The sequence below is a fragment of the Citrobacter sp. Cpo045 genome (assembly GCF_030332875.1).
GTDB classification, from domain to species: domain Bacteria; phylum Pseudomonadota; class Gammaproteobacteria; order Enterobacterales; family Enterobacteriaceae; genus Citrobacter; species Citrobacter portucalensis.
The window spans coordinates 98,127-121,833 of the sequence record NZ_JAOWGZ010000036.1 but is presented as its reverse complement, the minus strand read 5'-3'; the positions used below and the strand labels follow the sequence as shown (position 1 = coordinate 121,833).

The 23,707-nt window shown below is 52.4% G+C and carries 19 protein-coding genes and 1 riboswitch; of the genes, 6 read left to right on the top strand and 13 right to left on the bottom strand.

Features of this window, described 5'->3' with window-relative positions; translation table 11 throughout:
- Positions 1–123 precede the first annotated feature (123 nt).
- Together murI and btuB are read right to left on the bottom strand one after the other, a co-directional pair.
- Positions 124–975 (bottom strand): glutamate racemase, encoded by an 852-nt coding sequence (gene murI, locus OGY13_RS00835; RefSeq protein WP_213752506.1) that lies wholly within the window; start codon positions 973–975, stop codon positions 124–126.
- Positions 920–2,758, bottom strand: coding sequence for a TonB-dependent vitamin B12 receptor BtuB (gene btuB, locus OGY13_RS00830; protein WP_213752507.1), 1,839 nt, complete (start codon positions 2,756–2,758; stop codon positions 920–922). The genes murI and btuB overlap by 56 nt, the downstream gene beginning before the upstream one ends.
- Before the next feature lie 65 nt (positions 2,759–2,823).
- Positions 2,824–3,010: riboswitch (cobalamin riboswitch) on the bottom strand.
- Between the two features lie 115 nt (positions 3,011–3,125).
- On the opposite strand from btuB, the gene trmA reads away from it, so the two are divergent.
- A complete protein-coding gene (gene trmA, locus OGY13_RS00825; RefSeq protein ID WP_213752508.1) occupies positions 3,126–4,226 on the top strand; it encodes a tRNA (uridine(54)-C5)-methyltransferase TrmA in 1,101 nt (366 codons plus the stop codon).
- An 82-nt stretch (positions 4,227–4,308) separates the two neighbouring features.
- Here the strand turns inward: trmA and OGY13_RS00820 are convergent, their stop codons facing one another.
- On the bottom strand, positions 4,309–4,668 hold the full coding sequence (locus OGY13_RS00820; protein ID WP_003825114.1) for a YijD family membrane protein: 360 nt from the start codon (positions 4,666–4,668) through the stop codon (positions 4,309–4,311).
- Positions 4,669–4,683: 15 nt separating this feature from the next.
- Complete coding sequence (gene fabR, locus OGY13_RS00815; protein ID WP_003028862.1) at positions 4,684–5,319, bottom strand: HTH-type transcriptional repressor FabR; 636 nt, start codon at positions 5,317–5,319, stop codon at positions 4,684–4,686.
- 191 nt (positions 5,320–5,510) lie between these two features.
- Here fabR and sthA point away from each other — a divergent pair, with 191 nt between their 5' ends.
- A complete protein-coding gene (gene sthA, locus OGY13_RS00810) occupies positions 5,511–6,911 on the top strand; it encodes a Si-specific NAD(P)(+) transhydrogenase (RefSeq protein ID WP_003028860.1) in 1,401 nt (466 codons plus the stop codon).
- Here sthA and oxyR read toward each other — a convergent pair.
- From oxyR to argC, 4 genes are all read right to left on the bottom strand, one after another.
- Positions 6,894–7,811, bottom strand: coding sequence for a DNA-binding transcriptional regulator OxyR (gene oxyR / locus OGY13_RS00805; protein WP_008787060.1), 918 nt, complete (start codon positions 7,809–7,811; stop codon positions 6,894–6,896). The two genes, sthA and oxyR, sit on opposite strands and share 18 nt — an antisense overlap.
- 333 nt (positions 7,812–8,144) lie before the next feature.
- Positions 8,145–9,515, bottom strand: coding sequence for an argininosuccinate lyase (gene argH, locus OGY13_RS00800; RefSeq protein WP_032945646.1), 1,371 nt, complete (start codon positions 9,513–9,515; stop codon positions 8,145–8,147).
- Positions 9,516–9,623: 108 nt separating this feature from the next.
- Positions 9,624–10,397, bottom strand: coding sequence for an acetylglutamate kinase (gene argB / locus OGY13_RS00795; RefSeq protein WP_003028854.1), 774 nt, complete (start codon positions 10,395–10,397; stop codon positions 9,624–9,626).
- A 10-nt stretch (positions 10,398–10,407) separates the two neighbouring features.
- Complete coding sequence (argC, locus tag OGY13_RS00790) at positions 10,408–11,412, bottom strand: N-acetyl-gamma-glutamyl-phosphate reductase (RefSeq protein WP_071444524.1); 1,005 nt, start codon at positions 11,410–11,412, stop codon at positions 10,408–10,410.
- A gap of 155 nt (positions 11,413–11,567) precedes the next feature.
- Here argC and argE point away from each other — a divergent pair, with 155 nt between their 5' ends.
- The 4 genes from argE (at position 11,568) to OGY13_RS00770 (ending at position 18,600) form a co-directional block, all read left to right on the top strand.
- Entirely contained in the window at positions 11,568–12,719 is a 1,152-nt protein-coding gene (gene argE / locus OGY13_RS00785) for an acetylornithine deacetylase (RefSeq protein WP_003028848.1), read from the top strand.
- 269 nt (positions 12,720–12,988) lie between these two features.
- Positions 12,989–15,640 (top strand): phosphoenolpyruvate carboxylase, encoded by a 2,652-nt coding sequence (gene ppc / locus OGY13_RS00780; protein WP_048237072.1) that lies wholly within the window; start codon positions 12,989–12,991, stop codon positions 15,638–15,640.
- A 210-nt stretch (positions 15,641–15,850) separates the two neighbouring features.
- Positions 15,851–17,584, top strand: coding sequence for a phosphoethanolamine transferase CptA (locus tag OGY13_RS00775; protein ID WP_048237073.1), 1,734 nt, complete (start codon positions 15,851–15,853; stop codon positions 17,582–17,584).
- A gap of 155 nt (positions 17,585–17,739) precedes the next feature.
- Complete coding sequence (locus OGY13_RS00770; RefSeq protein ID WP_008787053.1) at positions 17,740–18,600, top strand: helix-turn-helix transcriptional regulator; 861 nt, start codon at positions 17,740–17,742, stop codon at positions 18,598–18,600.
- Here OGY13_RS00770 and OGY13_RS00765 read toward each other — a convergent pair.
- The 5 genes from OGY13_RS00765 to OGY13_RS00745 form a co-directional block, all read right to left on the bottom strand.
- A complete protein-coding gene (locus OGY13_RS00765) occupies positions 18,587–18,943 on the bottom strand; it encodes a PTS fructose-like transporter subunit IIB (RefSeq protein WP_008787052.1) in 357 nt (118 codons plus the stop codon). The genes OGY13_RS00770 and OGY13_RS00765 overlap by 14 nt on opposite strands.
- A gap of 1 nt (position 18,944) precedes the next feature.
- Positions 18,945–19,823 (bottom strand): [formate-C-acetyltransferase]-activating enzyme, encoded by an 879-nt coding sequence (locus tag OGY13_RS00760; RefSeq protein WP_213752509.1) that lies wholly within the window; start codon positions 19,821–19,823, stop codon positions 18,945–18,947.
- Positions 19,789–22,086 carry a formate C-acetyltransferase gene (locus OGY13_RS00755; protein ID WP_008787050.1) on the bottom strand — a complete coding sequence of 766 codons (2,298 nt, stop codon included), beginning with the start codon at positions 22,084–22,086 and terminating at the stop codon, positions 19,789–19,791. Before OGY13_RS00755 ends, OGY13_RS00760 begins: the two co-directional genes overlap by 35 nt.
- A gap of 101 nt (positions 22,087–22,187) precedes the next feature.
- The gene (locus tag OGY13_RS00750) at positions 22,188–22,508 is read right to left on the bottom strand and encodes a PTS fructose-like transporter subunit IIB (protein ID WP_003825151.1); all 321 of its coding nucleotides are present in this window, start codon (positions 22,506–22,508) and stop codon (positions 22,188–22,190) included.
- Positions 22,509–22,522: 14 nt separating this feature from the next.
- A complete protein-coding gene (locus OGY13_RS00745; protein WP_003825153.1) occupies positions 22,523–23,602 on the bottom strand; it encodes a PTS fructose transporter subunit EIIC in 1,080 nt (359 codons plus the stop codon).
- Positions 23,603–23,707 lie beyond the last annotated feature (105 nt).

The following is a 23,707-nucleotide window of genomic DNA, read 5'->3' as shown; positions in this document are numbered from 1 at the left end:
TGACCCGGCGGCTTGTAATCCGTTGTTCCGTGTCAGTGGAGGCGCATTATAGGGAGTTATTTCAGGCTGACAAGGGGAAAATTAAAATAATCTTCCGAGTGCGTGTTTTTTCATCAAAACCACTTAAACTGACAGTTTTTCGAGCGTTTTAAAGCCATAGCGCTGTAGCACAGGCAATAATTGTTCGGCTTCTGTCGTCATTGCCATACAAAATGCAACGTTCTCATCGGTTGATTTCGCATCTGGTGCTTCATGCTCTAACAACCAGGCCGTGCGGCGCGCTATCGCGGCACCAGAATCCACCAGTCTCGTCCCCTCGGGCAGGACCTGCAGAAGCTCTTCCTGTAATAGAGGGAAATGAGTGCAACCGAGCACTACTGTGTCAGGTGGTTCAGACATCCGCAGCCACGGACGCAGAATACGCCGCAGCTCTTCCAGATAAACTGTTTCACCGTGCAGCTTCGCTTCCGCCAGTTCCACCAGCTCAGCAGAACCCAACATTGCAATTTGGCATTCGTTAGCGAATCGCGCAATCAGCTCATGGGTATACGAGCGCTTCACCGTTGCACGTGTAGCCAGTAGCCCCACAACACCGTTCGCCGTGAGTCGCGCTGCCGGTTTAATCGCAGGCACCACGCCCACAACCGGGAAAGCAAATTTCTCACGTAACGCAGGGAGCGACACCGTGCTTGCTGTATTACACGCGATGACCGCAAGAGAGAGGGGATAGCGCTGCTGGACCGCAGTCACAATCTCAACAACACGCTCGACGATAAACTCCTCGCTCTTCTCTCCATAAGGAAAGGCGACGTTGTCGAAAGCGTAGATATAGTGGAGATCCGGCAAAAGACGCCGGATCTCATCATAGACCGACAACCCACCGACGCCGGAATCAAACACCAGCACGGTGGGACGGGGATCAGAAGGTGTAGCTGCCAGACAAGGTGTATTCCCGTCCTGCAGTTGCGTAGCCATAAACTGTCTCGTAATCTTTATCGAACAGGTTGGCGATTTTACCACGAACTGTCAGCTGTGAGGTGATTGGATATGACACGGCAAGATCCCACAGGCTGACCCCGCCCATTTTTACAGGCTGATTGGTGGCAAAGTCTTTGTCGTATCGCGTTCCTAAATACTGATACGTTAAACCCCAGTCAAAATCATACACCTGCCAGTCAAGCTGGTACTTCACCTGCTGTTTTGAACGACGCGCAAGCGGCTTGTCGGTAATCTCATTGCGTGCATCAACGTAATCGTAGCTCAGAGTGTGTGCCAATGGCCCAGTATCGAAGTTCGCAGTAGCCTCAACACCTTTAATACGTACCTTGCCTTCGTTATAGTATTTTTTGATGTGGGGGTTGTAATCGATCATGTCATCAATATCGTTGCGATATCCTGACAAACGCCAATTCACATCCGCCGTTAGCCCTTCAAATGCCCCTTCCCACTGCTTGCTCTCTTCAGGATCTAAGTTGGAATTCCCGTACATTCCATAAAGTTGTCCCAGATTAGGTGCCTTATAAGAAGTACCGTAGGACGCAATAAAGCGATAGCCTTCAATAAACTCCCATCCGGCGCTGGTTTGCCATGTGCCATGACGGCCAAATTGGGAATTGTCATCACTACGCGCTGCACCTTCGAAGGTGAAATCACCCAGTTGCTGTAATCCCGTCAAATAGAGACCGGTATTACGCTGGTCGTAACCGTCCGTAACATACCCGGTGCCTGGCTCCGTAGTTTGCTTTTGCCAGTCGACGCCTGCTCCTACGTTACCGTGGCCAAGCACCATACTGTTGGACCACTGAATATTATATTGCTTCATGTCATCCAGCGTGGCCGAGGAGTCATAGCGACCATAATCCGGATCATAGTTGTAGTCTTTGCTATGGCTAAAGCTTGAAACCAGTTGCGACTGGATCAGCTCACTATTGAAGCGTAGCCCGGCATCCCAGCTTTGGCTGTAGAGTTGTCGAGTATCGACTAACGGTGATCCTGGATGATAATACGCGTCATAATCTGTAAGATTATCATAGCCATAGCCGCGAACAAACCCGCTCCATGTATCGGAAAAGTTGTGTTCCAGCGCGCCATACAGCGTCTTACTTAAGAAGCCATCTTTGTCGGGTTGCGCCTGAGACCCCGTATTACCATAAGCAACGACATCAAAGCCTTTGGTATACGCATAGTCTCCCATCAACGTGACGCGCGTATTTTCACCTAGCTGTTGTTGGGTTGAAACATCGTAATTCTGATACCCATTACTTCCCACTCCGGCTGTCAGTTCCGTCCCCGGCTTTTCACGCGTGGTAATAATATTCACCACGCCGCCAATCGCATCGGAGCCATAAACCGCCGAACGCGGCCCACGAATGTATTCAATACGTTGTACTAACGAGACTGGGAACTGGCTGAGGTCGGCCGCGCCGCTAACCCCTGCCAGGTTCAGGCGTACGCCATCAACCAGCACCAGAACATGGCTGGCGTTTGTACCACGAATAGAAATAGACGAGTTTTGCCCCATTCCCCCGTATTGGGCGATATCTACACCAGGCAGGCGGCGAAGCACATCATTGACGGAAGTGGATTGCCAGCGATCGATATCCTGGCGAGTAACAACGGTGATAGGAGCAAGTACTGCACTACGAGGCTGCTGAAAACGGTTGGCAGTAACAACGAGAGTATCTGGGCTAGTATCCTGTGCCCAACCAGAAAATGCCGTGACGGAAAGTGCCGTGCACAGCAACGATTTTTTAATCATTGTAAAGCATCCACAATATAAGAAGGATGCCGCAGGTCCCACCGATAGTACGCGATGATGAAAGCCAGATGCGACGTTAGCCGGCAGGTCTTCGGGCTTGGAGGCAACTTAAAGAGACGATGACTTCCCACGGCATGCCGCAGTGTCTGCACCAGGTGCGCTCATCCCCTACCTTCCTTACCGCTGCGCGTCAGCTCCAGATTCACACTGGATTCCCTTTTAACTCACAGGACCGGAAAACGGATGCTACAGTTTGTTACAACCCACTGTCCAGACTGCGTATCACAATATCGGAAATCATCAATGACTGGACATCTGATGAGCAATCCCTACAATCCCCGCGTACTTTTATTTTTCAGGACGCATCATGACCCCCGAACACCTTCCGACAGAACAGTACGACGCACAGTTAACTGAAAAAGTGGTGCGTCTGCAGAGCTTAATGACGCCATTTTATGCACAGGCTCCGGAAGTGTTTCGCTCACCGGTCAGCCACTACCGTATGCGCGCGGAATTCCGTTTGTGGCATGACGGTGATGATCTGTACCACATCATGTTCGACAGCCAGACCAAAAACCGTATCCGTGTCGACAGCTTCCCGGCGGCCAGTGAGCTTATCAACACGCTGATGACGGCAATGATCGAAGGCGTTCGCAACAACCACGTCCTGCGTCACAAACTGTTTCAGATTGATTACCTCACAACCCTGAGCGATCAGGCGGTGGTATCGATGCTGTACCATAAAAAGCTGGATGATGAATGGCGTCAGGAAGCTGAAGCGCTGCGGGATGCGCTGCGGGCGAAAAACCTGAATGTGCATCTGATTGGCCGGGCAACCAAAACCAAAATCGAGCTGGATCAGGACTACATTGACGAACGCCTGCCGGTTGCGGGTAAAGAGATTATCTATCGCCAGGTTGAGAACAGCTTCACCCAGCCGAACGCCGCCATGAATATTCAGATGTTGGAGTGGGCGATTGATGCCACCAGGGGCTCAAAAGGCGACCTGCTGGAGCTGTATTGCGGCAATGGCAATTTCTCGTTAGCCCTGGCACAAAACTTCAACCGCGTACTGGCAACGGAAATCGCCAAGCCGTCCGTTGCTGCTGCACAGTACAACATTGCGGCTAACCAGATTGAAAACGTACAAATAATCCGCATGGCGGCCGAAGAGTTTACTCAGGCGATGAACGGCGTTCGCGAGTTCAACCGTTTGCAGGGAATCGATCTGAAGAGTTACCAGTGTGAAACTATCTTCGTTGACCCACCGCGCAGCGGTCTGGACAGCGAAACGGAGAAAATGGTGCAGGCGTATCCGCGCATTCTGTACATCTCCTGCAATCCGGAGACGCTGTGTAAAAACCTGGAAACGTTAAGCCAGACGCACAATGTTTCACGTCTGGCGCTATTCGATCAGTTCCCGTATACGCACCATATGGAGTGCGGCGTACTGTTAACCAAGAAGTAAGACAGAATGTAGGCTGGATAAGCACTACCTGTTCAGATTGCCGGATAGCGGCTTTGCCTTATCCGGCCTACAGTTACAACTGTTACTCTGCTATTTCCTGCTTACGGTTACGCACTTTAAAGCCGATCCAGAACACCAGAATCACCGACAGTACCGCTGGGAAGAAATTAGAACCAATATCCGGATATTCAGCGCGTACTACGGTGCTGTACAACAGAACGCCGAGGATAAAGCAGGCGGCAGCCAGGCCCGGCAATCCCACAGGCATGGTGCGGTTCTGATAGCGTTGATGCAGACAATACACCGTCAGCACCAGCGAAATGATCGGGAATACTGAGAATGGCACAATGGAGCTAAACAGCGCCGCAAATGTACCATTGATCGATAAGCCAGCAACCAGCGCCAGCAGCAGCGTACCTTTATCTTGACCTGACTGTTTCATTGCTTGTCCTTCTCGTTACTCGGAGTGGTGCGTCATCTTCTCTTGTTCACGGCGGTACCAATAAAATGCGCCTTTCGCGATCATGCGTAGTTGCAATACCAGCCGCTCTTCCAGCTGTCGGCGCTGTTCAGCGCCAACATCCAGTGCTTCTGCCCCGGCGCTGAACACAATGGTTACCATGGCTTCGGCTTGTGCTTCAGTAAACGCACGAGGCATATGGTTTTCGAGTTCCAGATAGTCCGCAAGTTCCGCGATGAAGTGCTGAATTTCACGAGCGACCGCTGCACGAAACGCTGCGGATGTCCCCGAACGCTCGCGCAATAATAAACGGAAGGCGTTGGGATTGTTGCCGATGAACTCCATAAATGTTGAGACCGAGGTGCGGATCACACTCCCGCCCTTCGCGATACGCTGGCGCGCCTGGCGCATCAACTGACGCAGCATCAGACCGCTCTCGTCCACCATCGTCAGGCCGAGTTCATCCACATCGCGGAAATGGCGATAAAACGAGGTTGGCGCAATGCCCGCTTCACGAGCAACTTCGCGTAAACTGAGGCTGGCAAAACTACGCTCAGCGCTGAGTTGACTAAATGCGGCTTCTACCAGCGAACGCCGGGTTTTCTCTTTTTGTTGCGCTCTAACGCCCATCACGATGTCTGAATCCTTCCACATACCTTGCTGGCACTATACCAGAGATTAGGCGGTTGGCATGGCTTTGTGAATGATTGTTTACGCGCAGTTTGTGCTTCGACTTCGCAAAAAAGCACAACGATAATTGGGTTATCTCAACAACGATGTTACTATTCTGTTGCTTTTATGTATAAGAACAGGTAAGCCTGACCATGTCACATTCTTACGATTACGATGCAATAGTAATAGGTTCCGGTCCCGGCGGCGAAGGCGCGGCAATGGGTCTGGTTAAGCAAGGAGCGCGCGTCGCGGTAATTGAGCGCTATCATAACGTCGGCGGAGGTTGTACCCACTGGGGCACCATCCCGTCGAAAGCTCTCCGCCACGCCGTCAGCCGCATTATTGAATTCAATCAGAACCCACTGTACAGCGACCACTCCCGACTCCTTCGTTCTTCTTTCGCCGATATTCTCAACCACGCTGATAACGTTATTAATCAGCAAACGCGTATGCGGCAAGGATTTTACGAGCGCAACCACTGCGAAATTTTGCAGGGAAATGCTCGTTTTGTTGATGAACACACGATCGCCCTGGAATGTCACGACGGTACGGTGGAAACGCTGACTGCGGATAAGTTTGTTATTGCCTGCGGTTCGCGTCCTTATCGCCCTGTTGATGTCGACTTTTCGCATCCCCGGGTTTACGACAGTGACTCTATCCTGAGCCTGCACCACGAACCCCGTCATGTGCTGATTTATGGCGCAGGGGTCATTGGCTGTGAATATGCGTCGATCTTCCGTGGAATGGACGTCAAAGTTGATTTAATCAACACCCGCGATCGTCTGCTGGCATTCCTCGATCAGGAGATGTCCGACTCGCTCTCTTACCACTTCTGGAACAGCGGTGTGGTCATTCGCCACAACGAAGAGTATGAGAAGATTGAAGGTTGCGATGACGGCGTCATCATGCACCTGAAGTCCGGTAAGAAACTGAAAGCCGACTGCCTGCTGTACGCCAATGGCCGTACCGGTAATACCGATTCGCTGGCGCTGGAAAACATTGGTCTGAAAACCGACAGCCGCGGGCAGCTCAAAGTGAATAGCATGTACCAGACGGCGCTGCCGCATGTGTACGCCGTAGGGGATGTGATTGGTTATCCGAGCCTGGCATCGGCGGCCTACGACCAGGGACGCATTGCCGCCCAGGCACTGGTAAAAGGCGAAGCCACTGCGCATCTGATCGAAGATATCCCAACCGGGATTTATACCATTCCGGAAATCAGCTCCGTTGGTAAAACAGAACAGCAGCTCACGGCAATGAAAGTTCCATACGAGGTTGGCCGCGCCCAGTTTAAGCATCTGGCACGTGCACAAATCGTGGGTATGAGTGTCGGAACGCTGAAGATCCTGTTCCATCGCGAAACCAAAGAGATTTTGGGGATCCACTGCTTTGGGGAGCGCGCGGCCGAAATTATTCACATCGGACAAGCGATAATGGAGCAAAAAGGTGGTGGTAACACTATCGAGTACTTCGTTAACACCACCTTTAACTACCCAACCATGGCAGAAGCCTATCGGGTAGCGGCGCTAAATGGCTTAAACCGCCTGTTTTAACGCACTGTCGAAATGGCCATCCATTGATCCACGGATGGCCTCTGCCAGCTGTTCATAACGGCTGCGCAGCGGCGAACCAGGACGGTACACCAGACCAATCGTACGACGCGGTTCGGGTTTAATGCATGGCAGATAAACGACACCATCACGCTTACGCTCCGGTGGAACGGCCAGCGCAGGCAGTAAGGTAATACCACTGCCTGCCGCCACCATGTTACGCAGCGTTTCCAGACTGGTTGCCCGAAAATGGGTATCTTCATCAGCACCCGCTTCAAAGCAGAAACCCATTGCCTGATCGCGCAGACAGTGGCCATCTTCCAGCATCAGCAGTTTTTCACCCGCCAGATCGGACATCGGTACACAGTCACGGTTTGCCCATGGGTGATCTTCATAGATCGCCAGCATCATAGGCTCATCAAATAACGGTACTTCGATGAACGCCTCACTCTCTTTGACCAGCGCCAGAATGACGCAGTCGAGCTTGCCGCTATCCAGTTGCGCCAACAGCTGATGTGTCTGCGCTTCATGGAGATACATCTCCAGTTTTGGGAAGGTCTGGTGCAACATCGGAATAATATGCGGCAGCAGGTATGGCCCCACCGTTGGGATCAAACCAATATGCAGCGGGCCAGACATTGTCTCGCCTTGTTGGCTTGCCATCTCCTTGAGCACTTTGACCTCGCGCAGCACGGTGCGCGCCTGATCCACCAGCAGCAAACCGGCCTGGGTGAACAGCACCTTGCGACTCGTACGCTCCAGCAACATGACGCCAAGCTCATCTTCCAGCTTGCGGATCTGCCCGCTCAGCGTTGGTTGGCTAACGTGACAGGAGTCTGCCGCTCGTCGGAAGTGACGATGTTCGGCTAGCGCCACCAGGTATTCAAGATCACGAATATTCATTATTCATCCTCCATCGCCACGATAGTTCGTAGCGATAGGTAGCATAGCAACGAACGATTATCCCTATCAAGCTTTCTGTTTAATAATGCACCACAGAAACGGAACGGTACCCCTTTAACCCTTGAAGCTACTGTCCGTTTGAGAGTTTCTCTCATACTCGAAATAACTAAAGCCAACGTGAACTTTTGCGGACCTTGAGTCCGCATTTTTTTTGCATAAAAAAAGCCCGGCGTCGCAAAGCTCGGCCGGGTTATGGTTTGGTAGGCCTGATAAGCGTAGCGCCATCAGGCAGAACGGCGCACAGTGCCGGATGGCGGCTTCGCCTTATCCGACCTACAGGCGTGCCTTCGCGTAGTCGATCGCCTGCGCAACCTGCTGCGGCGACACGCCACCTTTCGCTGCACGTTTATCCAGACACGATTGCAACGAGAGGATCGGGTAAACGTCATCGCCAATCACCTGGCTGAACTTTTGTAAGTCGGCAAGCGACAGCGCTTCCAGCGGTTTGCCCTGACGAATCGCCTCGACCACCGTTTCCCCCACAATATGGTGCGCTTCGCGGAACGGGACGCCTTTCGCCACCAGATAATCCGCCAGCTCAGTGGCGTTAGCATAACCCTGCTGCGCCGCTTCCTGGCAACGCGGACGTTTCACCTGGATTCCATCCAGCACCAGCGCGGCCATATGCAGACAGTCCAGCCAGGTGTCGAGCGCGTCGAACAGCCCTTCTTTGTCTTCCTGCATATCTTTGTTGTATGCCAGTGGAAGGCCTTTTAAAGTCATCATCATGCCGGTCAGCGCACCCTGCACGCGACCGCATTTACCACGGATCAGCTCCAGCGCATCCGGGTTTTTCTTCTGCGGCATCAGAGATGAACCGGAAGTCACACGGTCGGAGAGTTCAACAAAGCCCGCTTCGCCGGTGTTAAAGAAAATCAGATCTTCAGCAAAACGCGACAGGTGTACCATGCCGATAGAGGCGTCGGAGAGTAACTCCAGCACGTGGTCACGGTCAGAAACGCTGTCCAGGCTGTTGCGCGTTGCCGAGGCAAAGCCCAACCAACCCGCCAACTGCTCGCGATCGATTTCATACGCCGTACCCGCCAGCGCGCCGCAGCCTAACGGACTGACGTCCAGGCGTTTGAGCGCATCCTGCAAACGGCTCTCGTCACGCGCCAACATTTCAACATAGGCCAGACACCAGTGAGCAAACGTCACCGGCTGCGCACGTTGCAGGTGGGTGTAACCCGGCATGACGGCGTCCTGGTTATTCTCCGCCGTCACCACCAGCGCAGTTTGCAACTGACGATTGGCCGACAGTAATTCGATAACCGTGTCTTTGCACCACAGCTTGAGATCGGTCGCGACCTGGTCATTACGGCTACGCCCGGTATGCAGTTTTTTACCAAGCTGGCCGACTTTATCAATCAGCTTACCTTCCACCCAACTGTGAATATCTTCGGCATCGCTTTGCAAAATCTGCTGAGGATTCGCGCGAACCTCTTCCAGCAGGTTATTCAGCGCCTCTTCCAACTGCAGCTGTTCATCGGCAGTCAGTACACCTACCGTTACCAACGCTTTGGACCAGGCCACAGAGCCAACAATATCCTGTTCTGCCAGGCGGTAGTCAAAACGCAACGAGTCGTTGAACTGTTTGAACCGCTGATCTGCTGCCTGTGTAAAACGCCCACCCCAAAGTGCCATAACGAATTTCCTTAATATGATATTTTTGCCCGGTGGCGCTGCGCTTACCGGGCCTACAAAACCCACGTAGACCGGATAAGGCGAAGCCGCCATCCGGCACATTAATGGTTAAGCCAGAATACGCGTACCAATTGGCGTGCCGTTAAACAGCGCCGGAAGTTGCTCTGCATGACGCCAGGAGGCGATATCCACCGGACGGCCCAGCGTACGCGCGGCATCCAGCGCTGCATTCACCTTCACGATCATGCCATCGGTAATAATGCCCTGTTCAATCAGCTGTTCCGCTTTCGCCGCGGTCATTTCGGCAATGCGCTGGCCTTTGCCATCCAGAATACCGCTCACATCAGAGAGCAGGATCAGATCCGCACCCAGCGTTGCCGCCAGCGCCGTTGCAGCCTGATCGGCATTCACGTTCATCAGCAGACCATCATCAGTGACACCAATAGAGCTCACTACCGGCAGAAAACCGCTTTCCAGCAGCGTGTTAATCAGCTTAGGCGAACCCGGCTGCGCCAGTCCAACATGACCCAGTTCTTTATCGAGCGGCGTCACTTTTACGCTGTCGCCATCGCCAAGATACAGACCAACAGACGCGATGTGATGCTTTTTCGCCCAGGCCAGCAAGGTTTTATTCGCCGTTCCCGCCAGGGCACCGGTAATAATGTCAATTTGATCGGCAGGCGTGACGCGCAGACCATTTTTCTTTTTCACCGGCAGATTCAGCTGCTTCATCAGCTCGTCGACCACGCAGCCGCCGCCGTGCACAATGACCAGCGGACGCTGGTGCGACTCACGATAATTCACCAGTGCGGTAAACAGACGCTCCAGCGCCTCTTCGCTATCCAGTAAAACGCCGCCCAGCTTGATAATTAATGGATTCATTGTTGCACCCTTAAATAAGAGACTGCGTTTGGGCAAAGCCAAAACGAATATTTGCGCACTGCATCGCCTGTGCCGCCGCGCCTTTCAATAAGTTGTCTTCCGTCGCCACAACGATCAGATGCTCACCCTGCACAGCAAACCCGATATCACAGAATGGTAATCCAACCACATTCTTCAGCGCTGGAACCCCTTTGTCATACAGACGCACCAGCGGTTTATCGCCATACGCCTGTTGTAGCGTCTGAGCCACCTGAGCATGAGTTACGCCCGCTTTAAGGCGGCAAGTGATAGTTTCCAGAATTCCGCGCGGGAAGTTGCCCAGATGTGGGGTGAAAATCACTTCAGCCCCCAGATGAGTGGCGATTTCCGGCTGGTGACGATGGGTAAACACGCCATACGGTTGCAGGCTTACTTCGCAAAAACTATTAGAGATAGCCGCTTTACGGCCCGCGCCGCTCACGCCGCTGGTCGCATTAATTACCGGCCACTGGCTGAGATCCAACAGCCCGGCATCAATCAGTGGTTTCAGCGAAAGCTGCGCCGCCGTCGGGTAACAACCCGGCACAGCAATCAGATTCGCTTCTTTCAGCTGGTCTTCGTTCCATTCCGCCAGCCCGTAAACTGCCTGCTCCAGCAGGTCGGGATGCTGATGGGTAAAACCATAATATTTTTCATAGAACGCGCCGTCATTTACGCGAAACGCGCCAGAGAGGTCAAACACCACGCAACCGGCCTGCAAAAACTGCGGAGCCAGGTCATGACTTACCTCATGAGCCGTTGCGAGGAACACAACATCCACCCCTGCGCTAAACTCGCTGATATCTGACATTGGCTGCAACGGTAAATCGACAATGCCTTTCAACTGCGGATGCAAATCGGAGATTAATTTTCCTGCATCATTGCTTTGCGCTGAGACGGTCAAAGCGGTTATGGTCATATCAGGATGGCGATTTACATAGGTCACAAGCTCTGCGCCGGCATAGCCACTGGCGCCCACAATCAGCGTATTCAACATCGGGGCTGCTCACCTTCTTAGATTCTGTTGCCAGGTATAAGCCTTTATCACCTCACCTTACACTTGGTGGGTTTTATTACGCTCAACGTTAATGTATTTTTATTCACAAATACTGCATGAATATTGATACTATCATGACCCGAGGTGTGTCAACAATGAAAAACAATTTACCGCCATTTATCGAGATTTACCGCGCTCTGATTGCCACGCCATCGATTAGCGCTACCGAAGAAGCGCTCGATCAAAGCAATGCAGGTTTAATCACTCTGTTGGCGGGCTGGTTTAAAGATTTAGGCTTCAATGTGGAGGTCCAGCCGGTTCCCGATACGCGAAATAAATTCAATATGCTGGCGAGCATTGGACAGGGCGCTGGTGGTCTGTTGTTGGCGGGCCATACCGATACCGTACCCTTTGACGACGGACGCTGGACGCGCGATCCGTTCACCCTGACCGAGCATGACAATAAGCTCTATGGTTTGGGTACGGCGGACATGAAAGGCTTCTTCGCCTTTATCCTCGACGCGTTGCGTGATGTCGACGTCACGAAGCTGAAAAAGCCCCTCTACATTCTGGCCACTGCTGACGAAGAGACCAGCATGGCGGGAGCTCGCTACTTTTCTGAAACCACTGCTCTGCGCCCAGACTGCGCGATTATTGGCGAACCCACTTCACTGCAACCGGTTCGCGCGCACAAAGGTCATATCTCTAATGCGATACGCATTCTGGGACAATCGGGTCATTCAAGCGATCCGGCACGTGGCGTTAATGCGATTGAACTGATGCATGATGCCATCGGCCATATCATGCATCTGCGCGATGACCTGAAAGCGCGCTATCACCATGATGCCTTTACCGTTCCGTATCCAACGTTAAATTTGGGCCACATCCACGGTGGCGACGCCGCCAACCGAATCTGCGCCTGCTGCGAACTGCATATGGATATTCGCCCGCTACCAGGTATGACGCTAAACGATCTCAATGGGTTACTTAACGAAGCGCTGGCCCCTGTCAGCGAACGCTGGCCGGGCCGCCTGACCGTATCGGAACTGCATCCACCGATTCCAGGCTATGAGTGTCCGCCTGACCATCAACTGGTAGAGGTGGTTGAGAAACTGCTGGGCGCACAGACTGAAGTGGTGAACTACTGCACCGAAGCGCCATTTATCCAGACGCTTTGCCCGACGCTGGTATTGGGTCCTGGTTCTATTAATCAGGCGCATCAGCCGGATGAATATCTGGAAACACGCTTTATTAAGCCAACTCGCGAATTAATCACCCAGGTTGTGCATCATTTCTGCTGGCATTAACTGCTTGTCACCCCGCCAATCCTTTAGTGGTAAGCGGGGTGATTTTTTAACATTTCCATAAGCAACGCTTATTTGATTGGATGTGAATTAAATAACGTAAATTCACGGCATTTATTCGTTTGCTGAACCGATTTCGCAGCAATTGACGTCACGTGTTTTACGTGGCTTTATAAAAGACGGCTAAAAAATTAAGTCCGCAAGATTTCGCGTGATAGTCAGGCGTGAAAGATACAGGACATATTCAAAATAGATGGGGTGTCTGGGTTAATATGAACGAACAATATTCCGCGTTGCGTAGTAATGTCAGTATGCTCGGCAAAGTGCTGGGAGAGACCATCAAGGATGCGCTGGGAGAGAACATTCTTGATCGCGTAGAAACAATTCGTAAGCTGTCCAAATCATCTCGCGCTGGCAATGAAGTTAATCGCCAGGAATTGCTCACCACACTGCAAAATCTGTCTAACGACGAGCTGCTGCCGGTTGCCCGCGCATTTAGCCAGTTCCTGAACCTGGCCAACACCGCCGAGCAATACCACAGCATTTCGCCAAAAGGCGAAGCAGCCAGCAACCCGGAAGTGATTGCTCGCACTCTGCGTAAACTGAAAGAGCAGCCCAACCTCAATGACGCCACCATCAAGAAAGCCGTAGAATCACTCTCTCTGGAGCTGGTACTCACCGCCCACCCGACCGAGATCACTCGTCGTACGCTGATCCATAAAATGGGTGAAGTGAACGCCTGCCTCAAGCAGCTTGATAACAAAGACCTCGTCGATTATGAACGCAACCAACTGATGCGCCGTCTGCGTCAGCTCATTGCCCAGTCCTGGCATACGGATGAGATCCGCAAGCTGCGCCCAAGCCCGGTTGATGAAGCTAAATGGGGTTTCGCGGTAGTTGAAAACAGCCTGTGGGAAGGTGTACCGAACTACCTGCGCGAGCTGAATGAACAACTGGAAGAGCATCTGGGTTATAAGCTGCCGGTTGATTTTGTCCCGGTTCGATTTACTTCCTGGATGGGCGGTGACCGTGATGGTAACCCGAACGTAACGGCAGATATCACCCGTCACGTGCTGCTGCTCAGCCGCTGGAAAGCGACAGACCTGTTCCTGAAAGACATCCAGTTTCTGATTTCTGAGCTGTCGATGGTGGATGCCACGCCGGAGCTGATGGCGCTGGTAGGCGAAGAAGGTGCAGCTGAACCTTATCGCTATCTGATGAAAACCCTGCGTTCTCGTCTGATGGCAACCCAGGCCTGGCTTGAAGCCCGTCTGAAAGGCGAGAAATTGCCGAAACCAGCGGGACTTCTCACCCAAAACGAACAGCTTTGGGACCCGCTATACGCGTGCTACCAGTCTCTGCAGGCCTGTGGCATGGGTATTATCGCCAATGGCGAATTGCTCGACACCCTTAGGCGCGTGAAGTGTTTCGGTGTACCGCTGGTGCGTATTGATATTCGTCAGGAAAGCACCCGTCATACTGAAGCCCTGGGCGAACTGACCCGTTATCTGGGTATTGGCGACTACGAAAACTGGTCGGAAGCGGATAAACAGGCTTTCCTGATCCGCGAACTGAATTCCAAGCGTCCGCTCCTGCCACGTAACTGGGAACCGAGCAACGACACCCGTGAAGTGCTCGACACCTGTCGGGTCATTGCCGAAGCCCCATATGGCTCCATTGCCGCCTATGTTATCTCGATGGCGAAAACTCCGTCGGATGTGCTGGCCGTGCATCTGCTGCTGAAAGAAGCCGGAATTGGTTTTGCTATGCCGGTCGCTCCGCTATTTGAAACGCTGGACGACCTCAACAATGCCGATGACGTCATGTCTCAACTTTTAAATATCGACTGGTACCGCGGCTTTATTCAGGGCAAACAGATGGTCATGATTGGCTATTCTGATTCCGCAAAAGACGCGGGCGTGATGGCGGCCTCCTGGGCGCAATACCAGGCTCAGGACGCGCTAATCAAAACCTGCGAAAAAGCCGGTATCGAACTGACGCTTTTCCACGGTCGCGGTGGTTCCATTGGTCGCGGCGGCGCGCCTGCACATGCGGCGCTACTCTCTCAACCGCCGGGCAGCCTGAAAGGCGGTCTGCGCGTGACAGAACAAGGGGAGATGATCCGCTTTAAGTACGGCCTGCCGGAAGTGACCATCAGCAGCCTGTCGCTGTATACCGGAGCAATTCTGGAGGCCAACCTGTTACCACCGCCAGAACCGAAAGATAGCTGGCGTCATATCATGGATGAGCTTTCCGATATTTCCTGCGAGCTCTATCGTGGATATGTGCGTGAAAACAAAGACTTCGTCCCTTATTTCCGCTCAGCGACACCGGAGCAGGAACTGGGTAAACTCCCGCTCGGTTCACGTCCGGCAAAACGCCGTCCGACCGGCGGGGTAGAGTCTCTGCGCGCCATTCCGTGGATCTTCGCCTGGACGCAGAACCGCCTGATGCTCCCGGCCTGGTTGGGTGCAGGTACCGCGCTGCAAAAAGTGGTTGAAGACGGCAAGCAAAGCGAACTTGAAGCCATGTGCCGCGACTGGCCATTCTTCTCCACACGCCTTGGCATGCTGGAAATGGTTTTCGCGAAAGCAGACCTGTGGCTGGCAGAGTATTACGATCAGCGCCTGGTCAAAAAAGATCTGTGGCCGCTGGGTGCAGAGCTACGCCAACGCCTGGCAGCAGATATCGATGTCGTACTGGCGATTGCCAACGACTCGCATTTGATGGCCGACCTGCCGTGGATTGCCGAGTCCATTCAGTTAAGGAATGTTTATACTGACCCACTGAACGTATTACAGGCAGAGCTGTTACACCGCTCACGCCAGGCAGAAGAACAGGGCAATGCACCGGACCCACGCGTGGAACAAGCATTGATGGTCACAATCGCTGGTGTCGCCGCTGGTATGCGTAATACTGGCTAACGTCCCTCCCCCGTCGCCTTCGTGCTATTGTACGAAGGCGACAGCAAAAACCACTGTTACAACCACTTCATTTTCAATATATTTCCCCTCGAACATATTCACCACGTGGATATAACAACGGCAAAACACGATCCTAAGATCGTGATGCTTCAGTTCCTCTTAATGTTTAGGTGCTAATCTTGGCGCTACAATTAAAGACAGGCTCATACTATGCAATCCTTACAACTCCAGTCTAAACCCGTATTTAGCTGGAAAGCCCTGGGTTGGGCGCTCCTCTATTTTTGGTTCTTTTCTTCGTTACTGCAGGCCGTTATCTATTTTAGCGGCTACAGCGGATCTACCGGTTTACGCGACTCCTTGCTGTTTAGTTCGCTGTGGTTGATTCCGGTATTCTTATTTCCAAACCGTATCCGCATTATTGCTGCCGTGATAGGCGTGGTGTTATGGGCGGCCTCGCTGGCTGCTCTGAGCTATTACGTCATCTACGGGCAAGAGTTCTCGCAAAGCGTTCTGTACGTAATGTTTGAAACCAATGCGAACGAAGCCAGCGAATATCTGAGCCAATATTTCAGCCTGAAGATTGTCTTAATTGCGCTGGCCTATACAGCTGTGGCAATTCTGCTATGGACACGTCTGCGTCCTGTGCATATTCCATCACCCTGGCGCTATCTGGTGTCGTTTGCACTGTTATACGGATTGATTCTGCATCCGATGACAGTGAACACATTTATCAAACATAAGCCGTTTGAAAAAACGTTGGATGGTCTCGCCTCACGCATGGAGCCTGCCGCACCGTGGCAATTCATCTCCGGTTATTATCAGTATCGTCAGCAGTTGACCGCGCTGAACAGCCTGCTGAATGAGAACAATGCCCTACCGCCGTTGGCCAACTTTAAAGACAGCTCAGGTGATGCACCGCGTACGCTGGTACTGGTGATTGGCGAGTCAACGCAACGTGGCCGCATGAGCCTGTACGGTTACCCACGCGAAACAACGCCTGAACTGGATGCGCTGCATAAATCCGATCCTAACTTCACCGTGTTCAATAATGTCGTGACCTCACGTCCGTACACCATTGAAATCCTGCAGCAGGCGCTGACCTTTGCCAACGAGAAGAACCCAGATCTGTATCTGACTCAGCCGTCCCTGATGAACATGATGAAACAGGCAGGTTATAAAACCTTCTGGATCACCAATCAGCAGACGATGACCGCCCGCAACACCATGCTGACGGTGTTCTCTAAGCAAACGGATAAACAGTTCTATATGAACCAGCAGCGTACCCAAAGTGCGCGCGAATATGACAGCAACGTGCTGGCGCCATTTAAAGAAGTACTGGCTGACCCTGCACCGAAAAAGTTCATCATCGTTCACCTGCTGGGTACGCATATTAAGTACAAATTCCGTTACCCGGATGGTCAGGGTAAGTTCGACAATAATATCGACAATGTGCCCGCTGGTCTGAGTAACGATGAGCTGGAAGCTTACAACGATTACGACAGCGCGAATGTCTACAATGACCATATCATTGCCAGTCTGATCAAAGACTATAAAGCGACCGATCCGAACGGCTTCCTGCTGTACTTCTCCGATCATGGGGAAGAGGTATACGATACGCCGCCGCATAAAACGCAGGGTCGTAATGAAGACAACCCAACGCGTCATATGTATACGGTGCCGTTCCTGCTGTGGACCTCGGAAAAATGGCAGGCTGCACACCCGCGTGACTTCTCACAGGATGTGAATCGTAAATACAGCAGCTCAGAGCTTATCCACACCTGGTCTGATTTAGCGGGCTTCACCTATGATGGTTTCGATCCAACTCGTGCCATTACCAGCCCGCAGTTCAAAGAGACGACCCGCTGGATTGGCAACCCGTACAAAAAGAATGCCCTGATTGATTACGATACCCTGCCTTACGGCGATCAAATCGGTAATCAGTAACAGTCTGCCGGATGGCGGCTAATGCCTTATCCGGCCTACAGCTCGCAAAGACTTGTAGGCCGGATAAGGCATTAGCCGCCATCCGGCAATAATCACTTGAGGGCGATTGTTTTCAACGTTACTGTTTCCCTGTCTGCTGCCTGCAAGGGATTAACATGTATCACGACATCAGCCACCTGCTCTCTCGCCTGATCAACGGCCCCACACCGCTGCGGCAGATTTACTTTGCCAGCACCAGTAGCTCAACGCCGGAACTGGCGTATCAGGTCGATTTTCCCCGACTGGAGATTGTGCTGGAAGGTGAATTCACCGATAACGGTGTTGCTGGTGCATCCGCGACGTTACAGCCTTGCGATGCCTTGTTCGTTCCGGCTGGTGGCTGGAACTTTCCACAGTGGCTCACACCGGTGACCACACTCAGTATCTTATTTGGCAAACAGCAACTGGGTTTTAGCATCGTTCAGTGGGACGGTAAGCAATATCAAAACCTTACCCGCCAGCACGTCGCGCGGCGTGGACCGCGTATTGGCTCATTCCTGCTGCAAACGCTCAATGAAATGCAGATGCAGCCGCAGGAGCAGCAAACCGCCAGGCTAATCGTTGCAAGCTTACTGAGCCACTGCCGCGATCTGCTCGGCAGCCAGATCCAAACCGCATCACGCAGCCAGGCGCTTTTCGAAGCCATTCGCAACTATATTGACGAACGCTACGCTTCACCGCTCACCCGAGAATCCGTCGCGCAGGCGTTCTACATCTCACCCAATTATCTTTCCCACCTTTTTCAAAAAACGGGCGCTATCGGTTTTAACGAATACCTGAACCACACGCGACTAGAACACGCAAAAACGCTGTTGAAGGGTTACGAATTGAAGATTAAAGAGGTGGCGCACATTTGTGGGTTTGTTGACAGCAACTACTTCTGCCGCCTGTTTCGCAAAAATACCGAACGTTCACCATCAGAATACCGTCGGCAATACCACAGCCAATTGACGGAGAAAGAAGCTAATCCAGAGTAAGATGTGTGTGCTGTGGCGCTGAAAGCAGCTTTCGCACGGCGCTCATCACCCGCTGCGGCTCACGCAGAAATGCGCTAATGCCCGACTGAACGTATCGGCTCTGCGTAAAACGCTCTGCTCCTGCCAGTTCAATATCAGTAATGAGCAACACCACATCAGCGCGGTTAATATCCTCTTCCGTCAGGCGATTTTCGGTACCCAGTGCCCCTTGAGTTTCGATCTTGATGCTCCATTTTTCCTGCTGGCAGAGTTTCTCCAGCCGCTCAGCTGCCATATAGGTATGGGCTACGCCGCTTACGCACGCGGTGACAGCAACCAGATATCGTACAGGTGCGATGGTCATACTATCCTCCTACTGTTACCTGAAATCCGGCGCATTCTGCCATCTTACGTATAATATCCACCTCTTGCGCAGTCGGTACGGGCACTTCTTTCATCAACCAGGGCAAACCGAGCAGGCTGTATTTGGGCTCGCCATATTGATGAAACGGTAGCAGGTGTACCTGTTTTATGCCTAGCGATGACAACATCGTCAACACATGCTGCGTGTTATCTGAATTCATCGTAAAGCCCGGAATCAGCGGCAGGCGAGGTATGACATTAACCCCTTCCTCCACCAATAGCCGTAAATTCGCCAGTACACGCGGTAGGTTCATGTTGATGACCTCACGAGCCAGATCTCCATCCATTATTTTGAGATCGAACAACACCTCATCACACTCTTTTGCCAGCGATAACAAGCGACCGGCCGGCGCATCGCCAGCCGTTTCAATTGCACAGCGCACATCCCAGCGCCGCAGACGTTGCAGGAACCGTGTGGCAAAGGGCGCTTGCATCAGCACTTCACCGCCAGAAAGCGTTACCCCCCCACCAGAAGAGCGAAAGAAAATATCATCTTTCATCACTTCACGTTCCAGATCGTCCAGCGTGATATCACGACCAATACGTTCAAACGTCCCAGAGGGACACTCGTCGGCATCACGCAGACAGGGTGTACAGTGCAGACATTTACTCTCCCGCCGTACCGTTTCAATACGTGGTGAGAGTGATTCCGGGTTAGCACACCAAGGGCAGGTATGCGGACAGCCTTTAAAAAAGACGACCGTACGAATACCCTGCCCATCATTCAGTGAGTAACGCTGAATGTTGAATATACGCGCGACTTCCTCGCCTCGTGGGTCAATTACCTCACAGTTGATGCGCGGTGCGGCGAATGATGTCATCCTGGATCTCCTTCGACAACTCGACAAAGAAGGCGCTGTAACCCGCCACACGCACCACCAGCCCGGTGAAATCCTGCGGGCGCTGCTGCGCTTCGCGCAATGTGTCGGCATTCACCACGTTAAACTGGATATGCTGGAGTTTGAGCTGGGTAAATGCCCGCAGAAAATCCGCCAGCTTGCGTAAACCGGCCTCACCTTCCAGTGTGGCTGGCGTAAACTTCACGTTCAGCAACGTCCCATTGGAAAGCAGTGTGTTATCCAGCTTGCTGACCGACTTCAATACCGCCGTCGGTCCTTGCATATCCTGTCCCAGCATCGGCGACAGCCCCCCATCTGCCAGTTGCTCCCCGGCGAAGCGGCCATCCGGTGTTGCCCCAACGACCGAACCCAGCGGCACGTGTGCAGAGACGGTATACGAACCCGGCGTAAATTGCCCGCCGCGCGGATTCTGGTATTTTTCTACCTCTTTGCAGTAATGACGTAGCAGTTCGGCGCTGATGTTATCTACATCATCGATATCGTTGCCGTATTTTTCGAAGCGATTGATCAGCCTGGCGCGAACTTTCTCGCCTTCCGGGGTAGCAAAGTTATCTTTTAGCACCGACAAAAGTTCATCAAAAGATAAGCGCTGTTGTTCGAATACCAGCCCATTGAGCGCATGCAGCGAATCGCTCAGGTTTGCAATACCGATCCCCTGTACGCCGGAGAAGTTATAACGCGCACCGCCGTCGGTAATATCGCACCCTTTATCCAGACAGTCGCTAATAAACGAGGAGAGCAGCGGCACCGGCGCCCAGTCGCGGTGACCGATATCGCAGATATTACTGCCCTCCACCATCAACGTGATGTAGTGGCTGATTTTGGCACGAATATGCGCCAGGAGATCGTCGTACGTCAGAGTGCGGTTGCCTTCGTTCTCATGCAGACAAATTTCCATCACTTTCAGCAGATTAAACATAGCGATATCGTGCAAACCGTATGTTCTGCCTGGAATAGACAGCTCGACACAGCCTACTACCGCGTAATCCCGCGCATCTTCCAGCGAAACACCGCGATTCAGAAACGCGGGCACCACCACTTCATCGTTAAAGATTTGCGGGATGCCGGTACCAAGACGAATGGTCTGTGCTGTTTTCATCAGGAACGGTGTATCGATCAATGCATTCGTGCGCACACCGAGGTTTGGTTGTGGTAGCTGTACGTTCTGGTACGCATCAAGACAGAGGAAAGACAATACATTTACCGCACTACGACCATTCTCCGTCAATCCCCCCAGTAGCGCGGTGTAGCCTGTTGGGAAGCCAGCGAAGTAGCGCGCACTGCTGGTGGATCGCAGCAGTACGATGTCATTACATTTCACCCATAGGGATTCGAGGATCTCTTGTAAGAATGCTGGGTCTTCCCCCTGCGTCAGCGAAGCCTGATAAAACGGCAGCATATACTGGTCGAAGCGTCCAAGTGAAAGAGAACTGGCGTTGGATTCATATTGCAAAATAATGTTCATGTACCAGAACAGCTGACATGCCTGCCAGAAGGTTTGCGGCTTGCTTTGGGCGTTATGCCGAGAGTTTTCAGCAATCGTCAGTAATTCCTGGCGTCGCTGCGCATCCGGGCAGCTTTCCGCCATCTTCTCTGCCAGCATAGCGTAACGCAGAATATGGTTTTGCGAAGCCTCAAGCAGCAGCAGCGCAGCCTGATAAAAGTGATTCTCCGGCTGCTGCAGACAATGCGCTCGCATCTGCGCTACCAGTTCGCCAAGCCCATGATTCAACAGGCGTGGATAATCAATAATGATATGTCCCTGACCTTTGTCAGTCTGGTTAATGCTAAAAATCTGGGTACTGACGGCAGCTTTAACCTCATCGGTCATCTGACCGTTGATGAAATCTTTCATCGACCGCTTTTCCCAGTACGGATACAGCACATCGCGATAGAGATGTTTATCCTCTTCGCTGATGTCAAAACGGTCCTGCGGACGGGTTGGAAACTGCTCCAGCTCTTTAAGCAGCCAGTAAGGATCCATTTCCGGTGACATAATGCCCGCACGCGGTTTAACAGTACGGTTTCCGGCAATCAGTTCCTCATCACGAATCGAAATCTCAACGTGCTCAAGAATATATGCGGTGGCTTTCGCCCGACGCAGAATAACCGGCTCTCCCTCCGTCTGCTGGTGGCTGGCGGTATATAACAGCGCACGTTCAAGCGAAATTTCACGGTTGTTCTGAAACAGAGCGGTTTTTAAACGTTGGATACGGTTCGTCATGAGGAACTCCTGCGGGAATAGTTGCCTGATGGCGCTACGCTTATCAGGCCTACGCATCTGTAGGCCGGATAAGGCGAAGCCGCCATCCGGCAAACAAACGGTTAAGCGGTTTGCGCCAGATGCGCGCCAATCTTGTTCATGATGGCATCGGCACGTTTCACCGCATCGCTGATGTTGACGCGAACGATAGTTTTGCCCGCAAAACGTTCTTCAAATTTAATACCAATGTCCTTGGTCAGAATGACCATGTCGGCTTCCGCCACATCCGCCGCGGTCAGTTCGTTTTCCAGACCGATCGAACCCTGAGTCTCAACCTTTACTTGCCAACCTTTAGCTTTAGCGGCGCTTTCCAGCGCTTCGGCTGCCATATAGGTGTGGGCAACGCCAGAAGGACATGCGGTTACTGCGATAATCTTGGTCATGACTCATTCCTCACTTAATTCATTTCAAAATCTAAATCCAGGTCATCTTCTTTCTGATCGACCTGAGACACTTTTTTCCGCGCCAGACTTTTCAGTACGTTAACGCACACTGCGGTCACTACAGCACCAACGGCAACCGCCGCGATATAACCCAGTTTTCCTTCCACTACAGGCAGAACAATCAGTCCGCCCCAGCCGGCATAACACTGCGCACCAAACAGGGCGGCGGTTACCGTGCCACAGGCGGAACCCACCATAATCGATGGAATGACACGCAGCGGATCGGCTGCAGCAAACGGAATCGCGCCTTCCGTTACGCCAACGCAGCCCATTACCAGCGCAGCTTTACCGGCTTCGCGTTCTTCAGAAGAGAAATTCTTACGACCAATCAACGTCGCCAAACCTAAACCCAGCGGCGGCACGCAGATCCCTACTGCGGCGATTGCCACGACGGTATAAACCCCCTGCGCCACGCAAATCAGCATGAAGGCGTAGGCAACTTTGTTAATTGGCCCTCCCATATCGAAGGCCAACATCAGTCCCATAATTACCGCCAGCAGCACAATGCTGCCCTGCTGCATACCCTGCAGCCACTCAGTCAGGCTAGTGGTTAACGCGCCAACAGGCTCCCCCAGCCCCCACATCATGATGCCTGCGGTGATAAAAGTGCCGACGATGGGAATAACGAAGATAGGCATTACCGAACGCAACACCTTATGTACGGGGATCTTCTTCAGATAATGGACAACGATACCGCCAATAATCCCAGCAATTAATGCGCCAAAGAAACCTGCACCGAAGCTGTTTCCCACCCATGCGCCAATCGCACAAGGGGCCAGAGCAGAACGTTCAGCGATGGAATAGCCGATATAAGCAGCAAGAAATGGCACCATCAAAGTCAACCCGGCGACGCCAATATCAAACAGCTTTTTAAGATTAGGATCGGTCGCAGCATCCGGTACCGCGCCTTTGCCATACAGCATGACGGAGACAGCCAGCAAAATACCGCCCGCTACTACGAAGGGGATCATATGCGAAACACCGGTCATCAGGTGCTGACGAGTATTTTTCAGGATTTGTACCAACTCTTTCATAAGTCGCTCCCGGGCTGCCTAAAGCCCATATCCATAAACTTGTTGCGGAAAACAATAGGCAATCTGACGCGACGCAAACAGTGGATAAAAAGGCCATTTGCTGGA